The sequence below is a fragment of the Hyphococcus sp. genome (genome assembly GCF_965228385.1).
GTDB lineage: Bacteria > Pseudomonadota > Alphaproteobacteria > Caulobacterales > Parvularculaceae > Hyphococcus.
The window spans coordinates 3,704,131-3,716,517 of record NZ_OZ245810.1; the positions used below are offsets into that span (position 1 = coordinate 3,704,131).

The 12,387-nt window shown below is 59.8% G+C and carries 13 protein-coding genes; 5 read left to right on the top strand and 8 right to left on the bottom strand.

Annotated elements, in window-relative coordinates:
• Positions 1–130 precede the first annotated feature (130 nt).
• Together ACQK2Q_RS17535 and ACQK2Q_RS17540 are read right to left on the bottom strand one after the other, a co-directional pair.
• Positions 131–1,597: a DUF885 domain-containing protein gene (locus ACQK2Q_RS17535; protein ID WP_425411039.1), complete on the bottom strand. Its 1,467-nt coding sequence runs from the start codon at positions 1,595–1,597 to the stop codon at positions 131–133.
• Positions 1,598–1,634: 37 nt separating this feature from the next.
• Positions 1,635–2,042, bottom strand: a complete 408-nt coding sequence (locus ACQK2Q_RS17540) for a SufE family protein (protein WP_425411040.1) — start codon at positions 2,040–2,042, stop codon at positions 1,635–1,637.
• A gap of 137 nt (positions 2,043–2,179) precedes the next feature.
• Between ACQK2Q_RS17540 and ACQK2Q_RS17545 the strand changes: the two genes are divergently transcribed.
• On the top strand, positions 2,180–2,692 hold the full coding sequence (locus ACQK2Q_RS17545) for a hypothetical protein (RefSeq protein WP_425411041.1): 513 nt from the start codon (positions 2,180–2,182) through the stop codon (positions 2,690–2,692).
• A 122-nt stretch (positions 2,693–2,814) separates the two neighbouring features.
• On the top strand, positions 2,815–4,008 hold the full coding sequence (locus ACQK2Q_RS17550) for an alpha/beta hydrolase-fold protein (protein WP_425411042.1): 1,194 nt from the start codon (positions 2,815–2,817) through the stop codon (positions 4,006–4,008).
• A 2-nt stretch (positions 4,009–4,010) separates the two neighbouring features.
• On the opposite strand, the gene ACQK2Q_RS17555 is transcribed toward ACQK2Q_RS17550, so the two are convergent.
• From ACQK2Q_RS17555 to ACQK2Q_RS17565, 3 genes are all read right to left on the bottom strand, one after another.
• Positions 4,011–4,652: a protein-L-isoaspartate(D-aspartate) O-methyltransferase gene (locus tag ACQK2Q_RS17555; protein WP_425411043.1), complete on the bottom strand. Its 642-nt coding sequence runs from the start codon at positions 4,650–4,652 to the stop codon at positions 4,011–4,013.
• A 4-nt stretch (positions 4,653–4,656) separates the two neighbouring features.
• Positions 4,657–5,076 carry a CBS domain-containing protein gene (locus ACQK2Q_RS17560; RefSeq protein ID WP_425411044.1) on the bottom strand — a complete coding sequence of 140 codons (420 nt, stop codon included), beginning with the start codon at positions 5,074–5,076 and terminating at the stop codon, positions 4,657–4,659.
• Between the two features lie 184 nt (positions 5,077–5,260).
• Positions 5,261–6,268, bottom strand: coding sequence for a hypothetical protein (locus ACQK2Q_RS17565; protein WP_425411045.1), 1,008 nt, complete (start codon positions 6,266–6,268; stop codon positions 5,261–5,263).
• A gap of 395 nt (positions 6,269–6,663) precedes the next feature.
• On the opposite strand from ACQK2Q_RS17565, the gene ACQK2Q_RS17570 reads away from it, so the two are divergent.
• Entirely contained in the window at positions 6,664–7,911 is a 1,248-nt protein-coding gene (locus tag ACQK2Q_RS17570; RefSeq protein WP_425411046.1) for a PAS domain-containing sensor histidine kinase, read from the top strand.
• Positions 7,912–7,925: 14 nt separating this feature from the next.
• Here the strand turns inward: ACQK2Q_RS17570 and ACQK2Q_RS17575 are convergent, their stop codons facing one another.
• Together ACQK2Q_RS17575 and ACQK2Q_RS17580 are read right to left on the bottom strand one after the other, a co-directional pair.
• Positions 7,926–9,212, bottom strand: a complete 1,287-nt coding sequence (locus tag ACQK2Q_RS17575; RefSeq protein ID WP_425411047.1) for an MFS transporter — start codon at positions 9,210–9,212, stop codon at positions 7,926–7,928.
• Positions 9,213–9,311: 99 nt separating this feature from the next.
• The gene (locus ACQK2Q_RS17580; protein WP_425411048.1) at positions 9,312–9,830 is read right to left on the bottom strand and encodes a PadR family transcriptional regulator; all 519 of its coding nucleotides are present in this window, start codon (positions 9,828–9,830) and stop codon (positions 9,312–9,314) included.
• A gap of 110 nt (positions 9,831–9,940) precedes the next feature.
• Here ACQK2Q_RS17580 and ACQK2Q_RS17585 point away from each other — a divergent pair, with 110 nt between their 5' ends.
• Positions 9,941–10,852, top strand: a complete 912-nt coding sequence (locus ACQK2Q_RS17585; protein WP_425411049.1) for a hypothetical protein — start codon at positions 9,941–9,943, stop codon at positions 10,850–10,852.
• Positions 10,849–11,184 (top strand): DUF1491 family protein, encoded by a 336-nt coding sequence (locus tag ACQK2Q_RS17590; protein WP_425411050.1) that lies wholly within the window; start codon positions 10,849–10,851, stop codon positions 11,182–11,184. The genes ACQK2Q_RS17585 and ACQK2Q_RS17590 overlap by 4 nt, the downstream gene beginning before the upstream one ends.
• Positions 11,185–11,217: 33 nt before the next feature.
• Here ACQK2Q_RS17590 and ACQK2Q_RS17595 read toward each other — a convergent pair whose 3' ends face one another.
• Positions 11,218–12,366 carry a DUF2336 domain-containing protein gene (locus ACQK2Q_RS17595; RefSeq protein ID WP_425411051.1) on the bottom strand — a complete coding sequence of 383 codons (1,149 nt, stop codon included), beginning with the start codon at positions 12,364–12,366 and terminating at the stop codon, positions 11,218–11,220.
• Between the last annotated feature and the right edge of the window lie 21 nt (positions 12,367–12,387).

The following is a 12,387-nucleotide window of genomic DNA, read 5'->3' on the forward strand; positions in this document are numbered from 1 at the left end:
ATCCGAACATCGCAAACACAACCCTCAACGCCGTTCAACCATTGATTCTTCGCATTGACCGAAGGCCGTCTCCGGATGAGAGGGTTTTTTGCCGCAAAAGAAGCTGAAGCTTTTTCAGCCGGGTATGGTTCTAGCCCGCCTGTTTCTCCGTCCACGCACGGATATCCTCTCGCAATTGCGGCAAGGGGCGTACGCCGGGCAGCAGTACGGCGTCGTGAAACGCCTTGATGTCGAACGCTTCGCCAAGCGCGGCGCGCGCTGTTTCCCGTTCCGACATGATGAAGTCGGCGCCGAGCATGTAGCTGAGCGATTGTCCCGGCATGGCGATATAGCGATCGACTTCGATCTCGGCTTCGGCGCGCGACATCAGCGTATTGTCCAGCATGAATGCAACAGCCTCTTCACGCGACCAGCCTTCCAGATGCAGGCCCGGCTCGATGATCAGCCGGCTCGCCGCCCAGAGATGTTTGGCCATCATGCCCTGCCGGTCGAGCGTCGATGAATAAAGCCCGATCTCATCGGCGACATATTCTGAATAAAGCGCCCAGCCCTCCAGCAATCCCGCATTAAAGCCTTCGCTTTCAACCTCGCGGGGATAATCGAAAAACAGATGATGGCCCGGCACGCCCTCGTGAAAGGCGATGACCTCCGCCATCAGCCGGCGCTCGCCGGGGCGGGCCGGATTGATGATATAGGCGGCTGTACCGTTTTCACCGGGCGGATTGTAATATCCGGCCGGCGCGGAGTCCTGCAGATGCGCCGCCATGGTTTCCACCACAACCCGGTGCGGCGCCGATTTGGAGAACGCCTTTGTGACGTGTTCATGCGCCCGGTCCAGCGCGGCCTGAGAAAGCGCGATTAATTCAGCAGACGTGGTTTTATCATTTTCCTGTCCGGTCCGGAGCCGCGTCATGATCTTGTCAAAGGTCTCGCCGTCTTCACCGGTGGAGACGAGATCGCGCCGCGTATCCTCCAGAAGCCGCGCGCCGATAGTTTTAATCTCCGCCGGTTCGGTGGAAAGCGTCGTCCAGAATTCGATGGTGTTTTGAAAACAGGCTTCGCCATTTTCGATGGCTGAGAGGCCGGGTGTTTGCGCAGCATACGGAAGATAATCGTTTTCCAGAAAATCGCTCGCCGCGCGCACGGCGGGCGTAATGGCGTTTTCCAGAAGTTCGTTCCAGACATCCGCGCCGTCCGCGTCGGAAAAATATCGCGCGTCGCGGTCTCCCAGCGCCTGCGCAAGATCGCGCGTTTGCTGCAGCACCCGCAATACAACCGCGTGCGGCGCTGTCTGTTCGTTTTCGATACCCTGGGTAAGGTTATCGATAAATGTATCGATTGCTTCGGGGGCGTCTTCCCATCGCGCAGCGGCGTCCTCAAAACCGGCGCCGGCGCGCACAAGACCGGACCATTGACCCGGCCATGAGGTCTGCCAGCCCGAAACCTGATTGAGGTAATGCAGGTCGGTTTTACATTCGGTAATGCCGCGCCGGGCGAAACCGGCGTCAGCGGTCACCGGCTGCGCCTGCGCGAACGCCGCAGCCGTTGAAAATACGAATGCAATGGGCGCCAGCGCGGCGGATGTCTTCAATACCATGACGTTCCGGTCCTCATACTATGGCGGCGCCAAAGAATTAGGCCGCCTGTGTTTTTGCGATCTCGCGAATGCGCCCGATCATGGAATGCAAACCGTTAGACCGCTGCGGAGTCAAGTGATCGGTCAGATCGAACGCCGCCAGTTCCGCTTCCGGGTCTGTATTGAGAATATCGTTTGCCGATTTGCCCGAATACAGCGCCATGAGGAGCGCAACGAGACCTTTCACGATATGCGCGTCTGAATCGCCCTGCAGAACGATAGCGCCGCCGTCCGCTTCAGCGTGCAGCCAGACCTGACTGGCGCAGCCGCGCACCTTGTGAGCGTCGTCGCGATACGCTTCCGGATAGGGTTCGAGGTTGCGTCCGAGATCAATGAGATATTTGTAGCGATCATCCCATTCGTCGAGGAATTCAAAATCATTGCGGATGTCTTCAAAACTGGCCATGGGCCGGAGATAAGGGGTGGGGGCGGCAAGAGCAATGCGTCAGTTTTCGTCACGTCCAGAAAGGCGGCGGCAGCTGGCGTTGCCGGGCGGCGCAGGCTAGTTTATCAGCTTTATCGAACACGAGGGGAGCAAACATCATGAGAAAAGTTTTATCTTTCGCAGCGCTCGGCGCGGGTGCGGTTCTGCTCGCGGCCTGCGGCGGCGGTGAGGAAGCGCGCGAGAAACAGATGGAAGATATGGCCAAGCGCCACGGCGTCGACGCCGATGTGGAGCTCGACGACAAGGGCGAGGTCAAAAGCGTCAAGATCAATAACGGTCTCGGCGGCGCGGTGGTCGGCCAGAATATAGATCTGCCGGATGGGTTTCCCGCCGATGTGCCCGTGTCCGATGAATGGTCGATCATGGCGACAACGCCGACGCCCGGCGGATACATGATCCAGGCGATGTCCGGCGACAGCGCCGATGCGATTATCGAAGACGTGCGCAAGGCCCTGAACGCCGAAGGCTGGACCGAAGAAACTGTGGACAATCCCGTGCCGCAAATGCACCGCATCGGTTTCACCAAGGACGACAGGATGACCACGCTCAATCTGATCGCCAATGGCGAACAGATGTCGGTGCAGCTCCTGACCATGAAAAAGCCTGGCTGAACCAACCTGATGCAGCGGCGCGGTGATTCCGCAAGCCGTTGCTTTTTCGCGATGAAAGGAATCCGCGCCGGGCCGGATGGCGCTAGGCTGGCGCGGGTTTCTTTTGTTTCGCGCGGGGCGTCATGCGATTTTTCAAATTCATCACCGGTTATTGTTTTTTGATCGTGATCGCCGCGGCGCCGGCCGCCGCCGACACCTATAATTCAGCCGAGCGCACCAGCGCTTTTGACATACAATCAGATATTCTCGGCGAGACGCGTGAAATCTTCGTGCGCACGCCGCCGGTTTTCGATGAAAACGAGACCTATCCGGTCGTCTATGTGCCGGACGGCGAATGGAATTTCGAACTCGTCGCCAGCTATCTCGATTACATGATGGATAACGAGATTTATCCGAACGTGATCGTCACGGGCGCGCGCAATATCAATCGTAATCGCGATTTCATTCCCCGGCCCGATCCGAATTTCGAGGACACCGGCGGCGCGGACGCATTTCTCGAATTTGTAGAAGCGGAATGGATTGCCGCAGTGGAAGACGCCTATCCGGCGAGCGGCGAGCGCATTTTCATCGGCCATTCATTTGGCGGCGTCATCGCCCTGCATGCGCTTTTTTCAAAGCCGGATCTGTTTGACGCCTATATTGCGCTCAGCGCCAGCGCATGGATGTCGGACCGGGTCCTGTTCGAGGAGGCGGAAGCGTTTTTTGACGGCGACAAGGCCGCCGGCCAGTTCGTCTATATGGCGCCGGGAGAGGGCGACGGCGGTCCGACGACGCCGTCCGGCGCGGCGCTGGCGGAGATTTTCGCGGAAAGAGCGCCGGAAACGCTTGAATGGACATTCGATATTACACCGAAGACGGATCATTTTAAAAACTTCGTATCGGGCATGCACGATGCGTTCATGGCGCTGTTTCCCGCCTGGGGCTTTGTGGAAGAGATGACGGCGCGCGCCGAGCAAGACAGCGCCGCGGGCGTTGATGCATGGTTTGAAGAAAAAGAGGCGGCGCTTGGCTATCGCTTTCACCCGTCCTGGTTCGATTTCGGCGTCGCCGCCATCCGGCTTTCAGCCGCAGAGCACAACGCAGCCGCCGAAACGCTGATTGAGCGGCTGATCATGATTTACCCTGACAGTCCGCATATCGCCGCGTTCGCCGCACAGACTTTTGAAAACAACGGCGCATTTGATCGCGCTGTCAGCGAATATGCGCGCGCCATCGAAATTGCGGAAGACCGCGATCTCCATCCAAACGTTATTCATCTGGAGCGTCTCGGCAAAGGACTCGCTCGCGTGGAGGAAAAAGCGCGGGCGCAAGACTAGCTTCATGCACCGGGCGGGCGGTCCGCCACCAGCGGCACGAACATCACGCGCTCATATGTCTCGCGCGCGAAATCATCATCGCTATTGCGCTTGAGGCGCGTCAGAATCTGCGTTTCGCCGGCGCTTACGGGCATGACAAGCCTTCCGCCGATGGCGAGCTGGCGTCGCAAAGCGCCGGGAATGTCCTGTCCGCCCGCAGAAACAATGATAACGTTGAACGGTCCCGCGTCTTCCAGTCCGCGCGTCCCGTCGCCATGAACCACGCTGACATTGTCAACGCCAAGACGCGACAACGTTTGCTGTGCTGTGTGTGCGAGCCGCGCATTGCGTTCAATCGCAAATACGCGCGCGCATAAACGCGCAAGCACTGCCGCCGCATAACCTGAGCCTGCGCCCACCTCCAGGGCAATATCATCAGCACAAGGATCAGCGAGCGCAATCATGCGCGCGACAACAAATGGCTGCGATATTGTCTGATCCTCGCCGATTGGCAAAGCGGCGTCTTCATAGGCGCAGGCGCGCAGATCATCCGGCAGGAATTCCTCACGCGGCGTCGCCGCCATCGCCTCGACCACCCGGGGGTGATCAAGACGTTCGCCGATAAAGTCCGCCATCCGGCGGCGTTCGGCATATCCGGCGGTCATCGTTTTAATGCGCCGGTTCGGAAATTTCTCTCAGTGCTTCACCGGCGTGGCGCTGTTTTGCTTCCGTGGACAAATCGCCCAACGACACGATGCCAACCAGCCTTTTGTCGCGATTGACGACAGGCAAGCGGCGCACTTGCAATTCGCCCATATTGTCGGCGACAGCTTTCGTGTCTTCGTCGTCATAGCAATAATACATATTATCGCTCATCAGCTCGCCGGCCTTGACGCGGGTGACGTCGCGCCCTTTCGCAACGCCGCGGATGACGATATCGCGATCCGTGAGCATGCCCACAAGATGATCGTTTTTTGCAATCGGCACAGCGCCGAAATCTTCGCTGGCCATTAATTGCGCCGCTTGCGTCACCGCGTCGTCAGGTCCGCAATATTTACAGTCCTTGCTCATGACTTCGCTGATTTTCATGGTTTTCCTCCGTGTTTGTTGCGCGCCGGGCGACTTGCCTGGGCGCTTGATGAATATTTGAGGACATCAAAACAACACGGACCGCCCCGGCGTCGTTCCAAATTTCATAATTCGCGACGGCGTTAAAAAAGCCGCCTTTGCGGCGGCTTTTTTGGAAGACATGTTTGCGGGGGCGTGCCCGGCGCTAACTCGCGCCTGCATCGGCGATCCAGCCATTGCAGGTCGCGACGTCTTTCAGGCCGTGCTCGCCGAGGCAAAACGCTTCTTCATAAGGCGTGCGCGTTGCGGCGATGCACTGGTCCAGCGTCAGCTTCGCCATGGACAGACACCGCTCCGATTTCGTGTTCTGCGAATAGACTTCCACAAGGCGGGGGTTCAGCGCGTCGGTGGAATAGCGCGCCGCGAGATTCAGAATCCGGTCGATCACCGCTTCGGCGGTTTTCTCGGTGATGCGTCCCTGGCCGCCTTCGGCGCCCCAGTCGGCGGCCCATTCCGCCTTGGCGCTGGCGAGCGCCGGCGGCGCGACGCCTTCATCCACGGCGCGTTCGAAAATCGGCGTCGCCGGTTTGGCGCGGCTGCGGAAATAGGTCGCCGCTTCATCGAGACGCGATTGCGGCGGGGAAATCCGTTTTTTACCCCAGCTGGTTTTCTGCATGGCGTAGGCCTGCGTCTTGAACGCCTCGCCCAGTTCAGTGATGCGCGCGCCGTCCTGCACGGTCATGGCCACAATGGAATTCACCGCTTCCTGCGCGCCCGGCAAATTGCGCAGGAATGTCGGGTCGGCGGCGACATTCGCCATCAGCCCGTCGACCCCGCCGATGACGCCTTTGCGCCGGTTCGATTTTATCTTGATCTGTTCCTGAATGGCTTCTGCGAACGCCGGCGAATCAGCGGCGACAAGCGCCGCATAGGCGACCCAGCCATCCGACAGCGACTTGGTGTCGTGCGAGGAAAGGCGGCGATGCGCTTCGCGGGTGACTTCCTCATTGGTGAAAGGGATCGCTTCAAGCGCGGCGACGTCTTCGCGGAAACGGATATAGTTCGCCGCCGCCCGCTCAAGCGTGTTGTCTTTGGGCTGAGCCAGCGTATCAGCCGAAACGGCGGAGGCGGCGAGACCGGCGACAAGCGCGGTGATCGCCGCCGCAGGACGCAAACGGCGCCGGCTTTTCTTTGATTTCAGTGATTTGGACAATTGACGCGGCCCCTTTATCAAACGCGACTGAGACATTTTTACTCCCGGAAATGACGGCGCTAACAGCGTCCGCCACGATATCGCCTTACCCATTAACACAGCGCTCATCACCTTAACCAAATTATTATCAAATTCGACCGGTCCGGGCGCACTAAAGGCTGATTTTTTAACGCGGCGGACTTAAAAAACTTCAATCTTGAACCGCCGGAACCGCAGGGCCGCGGCGTATTCGGGCGCTTTTGACCTGAGAGGGGCGCGCCAACCGGCGGTTTATCTTTTATTAACGGGAATTAGCCCATGGTGAACGGGCGTTAACGAATTGATTCCCCGCGCCCCGATCCCGCGCCCCGATACCGCGCTCCGGGCGGCTCGCGGCGCAACATGTCAGGTTCGCCATGGTGAACGGCCTTTTTTCCTCTTTGAACCGCGCGGCCCGCGCAAGCAGCGCCGAATGGCGGTCCGGCGCCGGCGATCCGGTCCTGCGGCTTGCCTTTGACGGAGAAATTCTGGCCGCCAGCCCCGGCGCGAAGCAATTGATCGGCGGCGATGACCGGCTGATCGCCCGCTCGATTTTCGATTTCGCAGGCCGGGAAGATCGCGCGCTGTTAAAAGAAACTATGGCCAGAGCCGTGGCGGCCCCTGGCGGCGCGCCGGCGCAGCGGCTGAAATTCCGGCTGTTGCGGCCCGGCGCGGGACCGGTATTTGCTGAAATCGCCTTCGTCACCGACGGCAATGCGCTCAGCGCCCTGTTGCGCGACCGCGGTCCGGAGCTTGCGGCGCTGCGGGCGTCTCGCGCACGCTCCAACGCATCCGATACGCAGGACGCATCGCGCCCACAGCCCGCCGCCCCCGACGCGGACATGCTCGCCGATCTTGCGCATGAGCTGAAAACTCCGCTGAACGCCATCGTGCAATTCGCCGAGGCCATGCGCGCGGAAAGCTTCGGCCCCATCGGCCATGATAAATATAAAGAATACGCCGATCTCATCCACGCCACCGGCGGGCATGCGTCCGAGTTGATCGCGGCGATTCTCGACCGCGCAAAGCTTGACGCCGGCCGGTACGAATTGCGCCCGGCGCTTGCCGCGCCGGCGCCGCTCGCCCGGACCGCGGCGGAGATGGTGCGCGGCGATGCGGAGCGCGCCGGTCTCGATCTGCGCATCGAGATTGACGACGATTTGCCCGAAACCATGCTCGACGAAGGCGCGGTGCGGCGCATCCTCGTCAATCTGTTGAACAATGCGGTCAAATTCACTGCGAGCGGGGCTGTCGTTCTGCGGGTGGGCGAAAAGGACGGCCTGATTGAATTCGCCGTCGCCGACACCGGCGTCGGCATGAGCCAGACGGCGCTCGCCCGTCTCGGCGAGCGTTTCACGGATTTGCACAAGAACGGCGTACGCGGAACAAAGGGAACGGGCCTTGGTCTTTCCATGGCGCACACCCTGGCGCGGCTGCATGGCGGCGCATTAAAGCTTACTTCGTCGCCGGGCGAGGGAACGACGGCGCGCTTTGTCCTGCCGGTGCGGAAATCCCTGAAAGACATGACCAACGCCCGAATCGCCGAAAACCCCGGCGATATTCAAAGCCAGCTCGACCGGGTCGCGCAATTCCGCCGCGAACGGCTAGGGCGCCACGCGGCCTAGGCGCAAGGGGCGGCTTAACGCTCCGCCGGGGCGTTTGTCACGGCTTCCGGCTCGCTTGTCGCAGTCGCTTCGGTATTTTCCTCCGCATTCGGATTCATTTCAAAAACGCCCGGCGAAGTGCGCGGTACGGAGACAAAACTTTCCCGGTCTTCCTCGCTGACGGCGTCGCGCTGCGCCAGGCGGATCAGGCCGTAAATTGCAAACGCACAGTAAATGACCGATGTATAATAAAACAGCGCCTGCGGTCCCGCCGCCTGCATGATTGCGGGGCCGATGACGGGACCGATCACGGCGCCCGCCCCGTAGAGCAGTAACAGACCGGCGTTCAGCGAAACATATTCATCCGGTTCCGCCCGGTCATTGGCGTGCGCGATGGAAAGCCCGAATTGCGGCATGGCGAAAAAGCCGAATGCAGCGCCGCCGGCGATCAGCATAAAGACGGAAAGTCCGCCAGTCAGCGCCAGTATGGCGCTCGACACGGCGCAGGCCGCCGCAACGGCGATAATGATAACGCGCCGGTCCACCTGATCAGACAATAGGCCCAGCGGCCATTGCGAAACGGCGCCGGCGATAACCGCCGAACTCATGAACAGGGCGACGGTCGTGATGTCATAGCCGAGCCGCTGCACATAGACGGCGCCGATCGCCCAGAACGCGCCGTTCGCCGCGCCGACCGCGATACAGCCAACCGCCGCCAGCGGCGAGATGCGGAAAATTTTGCCGATATTCAGCGTGGCGTTGGAGATCGGGCGCGGCGCGGCGGCGCTGGTGGTCGCCACCGGCACCAGCGCCAGCGAAATCAGAATCGAAACCACCGCGAACAGCGCAAAGCCCGACGGATCGCCCACCGCCAGCAGCATCTGGCCGATGGTGGCGGCGCTGAGATCCGTCATCCGGTAGACGGACAACACCCGGCCGCGGTTTTCATTGGTCGCCGTCTCGTTGATCCAGCTTTCCAGGATCATGTAAAGACCGGCGACGCAAAAGCCGGTGATGGCGCGCAGGATCACCCAGAAGACAGCGTCGATGGCGAGAATATGCGTCAGCGCCGACGCCGATGCGATGGACGCGAGCGCGGTAAAGGCGCGGATATGCCCGACGCGCTTAACCATTTGCGGCGCGTAGCGGCACCCGGCGATGAAGCCTGCAAAATAACCGGACATCAAAAGTCCGATCAGCGTCAGCGAAAAGCCTTCAATATCGCCCCGTACGGATAAAAGCGTCCCTTGCAGGCCGTTCCCGGCGATCAGGATAAAGGCCGCGACAAGCAGCGCCGACAGGGTGCGGATTGTTTTCGCCATTGAGGACCGTCTTGAAAAAAATATGCGCGCGGCCTGTCTAGGCGTATTCAGGGCGCCGCGAAAGCGCTGCAGCGTTGTTGTATGCGCTAATGCTGAAGATTACTTTTTTAATGCGGCGGCGAAGCTTTTCAGCGCTTTGATCCGCAGTCCAGTCCACGTCTGGTGCAGCATTTCACCATATTCGAGATCCGCCGCCGGCGGGGCGGGATCCGCCGCCTCCATTTTTTCCCGGGTTTCCTCAATGAAGCGGCGCCGCGCAGCGTCCGGCATGAGATCGGAAAAGAAAAGCCTCGTGCGCAATGGATCGAAACCGAGCCCCGCGGCGCGGGTCGAATCGGTGAGCCAGGCCCTCAGCGCCTCGCGCCCGGCGCGGGTGGTGGAAAATTCTCGCCGCGCCCGCCCGTCTGACTCATCGGCGCGCGATTCCACAAGCTTGCGCGCCTCGAGTCGTTTCATGAGGGGATAGACGGCGCCGGCGCTGCCGGACCAGAACTCCGACGGCGAGGTGCGAAACGCCTCTTTCACCGCATAGGACGTGCACGGCCCCCGCCGCGTGATGAAGGCGAGCGCGGCGCCTTCAAGTTCCGTCAGCGTTTTGCGGTCCGGATTTTTCGCCATGGGTAATGCGCCCGATTGTGCAGATATTACGAATTACACTATTTCGCTTTTTTCTCAATGGTGCAAGAAAAGTAGTGAGAAAAAACCTGTCGCCAGGTTGGAGTTCCACCATGCCCCTGCAATTCGACACTTCAGAACAGCTGCTTGACTTTGTGAGTGAAGAAGGCGTTGGACGAACGCATGCCCAGGGCTTTGATTGGTATTGGGATCAGTTTCAGCCTGCCCTTCAATATCGCTTGGTTGTATCGGAAGATGAAAAAAATTTGTTAGCCGACTGTTATTATGTGGCGGGGGATGTTCACGATTTTAATAATGCACCGCTTGCCGCCATTGAAGAGTACACAAAGTGTTTAAAGCTGGACCCCGAAAACGCTGCTGCTTTTCGTGAAATTGCGAGTATGCAATTAAATTTCGGCGATCTCGAAAGTGCAATCAAAAATTCAGATAGGGCTCTGGTAATAGACCCGAAGGATCGGCACGCTGCTGGAGACAATGAGTGGATTCGACAACTTATAACAGAAGCCGACTATGTCCCGTTGTATGAAAAAAATGACATCGAATGGGAAGTGTTTGAAGCTTTGGCCCGCAATGAAACAAACAAGGCAATTGTAATAGCGCAACGGCTGCGGGCTGATACGGAAAAACGAGCGCTCGCTTGTGCTCTAGGCGCGCAATCGCAGACTGACGACTATCTTAAAGCCTGGAAAGCAATCGTTAAAAACGCTGAAGTGATTTCATTTGAATATGCCGACTGGTTTTTTATGCCGCAGAAAATTTACGACTCTCCGGAAATCTGGCGAATGTTCCTCGAAAGCAATATTAGGTACGATGGGGTTTTCACATTCTATGAAAGCTGGAAGAAAAGCCAAGCGCTATCAGCGCTCACCACGTATGAAAGCATAAAGCTGAAAATAGAATATTATTTATATGAGACGGAAAATGACATTTCGGCGTTAAAAAAATTATCCGCTCGGTTTCCGGAGTGGTCGGAATTATCCGAAGCTATCGCCGAAATATCATGACCGAACCGCGCCTGAAAACCGAAATCCGCGTCTCGGCGCATCTGCGCCGTGCGCAAGGCGCTGGCGCCTTTGCAACCATCGTGCGCCGGGGCGATCCTGACGCCGGCGCCGTGGCGGTGAAGGTCTATATCGCGCGCGGCGACGCGCGGCTTTACACCCAGAGCCGCGACATGGACGGCAATGCGGTCTGGCGCGAGCCGTTTGAAAGCGATCAGCAGACGGAAGATATGGAAGAGAAGATCGACGCATGGCTGGCAAGGGAAACCGCGATCGATCCCGATCTGTGGATCGTCGAAATTGAGGATCGCGAGGGCCGGGCGTTTCTGGATTAGGGCCTGAGGCGGCGCGTGATTGGCGCCGCGCGCTTAACCGGCTTGCGCGGATACGCCTTCAACGCCGTGCAGGAGCGACGCGATTTTCGCCGCGTCCGCGGCGGCGCGCGCGCGCAACCGCCAGAACCGCATCAGTTTTTCCGCGATTTCAGGAGAAATTTTCTCATACATATCGAGCATGACCGGCGCGCGGGCGTTTCCGTTGTGCGGCGCGCTGGAAAGCGACGCCGCCAGTGCGGCGAAGGTCTCGCGCGACAGGGCGCTGGCGCGGCAGGCGACGGCCAGCGCTTCCAGGGTTGCGTCTTTAAACATGGTTTTGACAGCGCGCGTGTCGACGCCGGTGATATAGGCGAGCGCGAACAGGATGGAGGCGTTCTCGCGCGCCTCGATCAACGCCATGAGAAACGTCTGGTCGATCTGCGCCTGTGCGGCGCGTTCCTCGACAACGCGGCGCGCATCGCTGACTTCCGCGCTGTCTTCGTCGCCGGGCGTCAACAGGGCGTCGCGGATGGCGTCCATGGCGTCGCGGACAAGCGAGGGGTCGATGGCCTCGGCGCGCGCCAGAATTTCGCGGCGCAGCGGCGCTGCAATAAAAAAGAACATGCGGATCAGCAGATGCGGCGGCAGGTCGAATCGCTCGGTCAGCGGTTTTTGCAGCTCGGTCTTGCGCCGGGCGGCGGCGACGAGGCGGCTCATGGCGCCGGGCGTGATGGCGGCGGCCTGGTTCCTGACCAGCATGACCAGCGCGGGCGTCTCGCCATGAACGGCGAGCGCCTCGGCCACGTCCTCGGAAATCTGTTTGCGCTGGGCGATGGCGCAGCGGCGCTCTTCGCCGCCGGTCTTGATCACCTCGATGAGCGCCCGGTCGGTGAAGGCGGCGCCTGCGCGCAGGCTCGGCGCGGCGATGTGCAGGCCGCTTGCGGCGAGGGCCGCCAACAAGGCGCCCGGCGCCGCAGGCGAGGGGATCAACCTTTCCGCAATTTCACGTTGCGTCGCATCGTCGGCTTGCGCGTATAATGCGGCGAGAATGGCGCCGAATTCCTCGCGCGTTTTCGGCGTCAGCGCCTGCGGTTGCGCAAGATAAATATCCAGAAGATCGCGCAACAGCGACGCGCGCGCCGCCGCCGAGCCGCTGCGAACATTTTCTATTAACTGAACCAACCCGGACAGTTTCGCCGTCATGCAACGCCCTCCACAATTTGG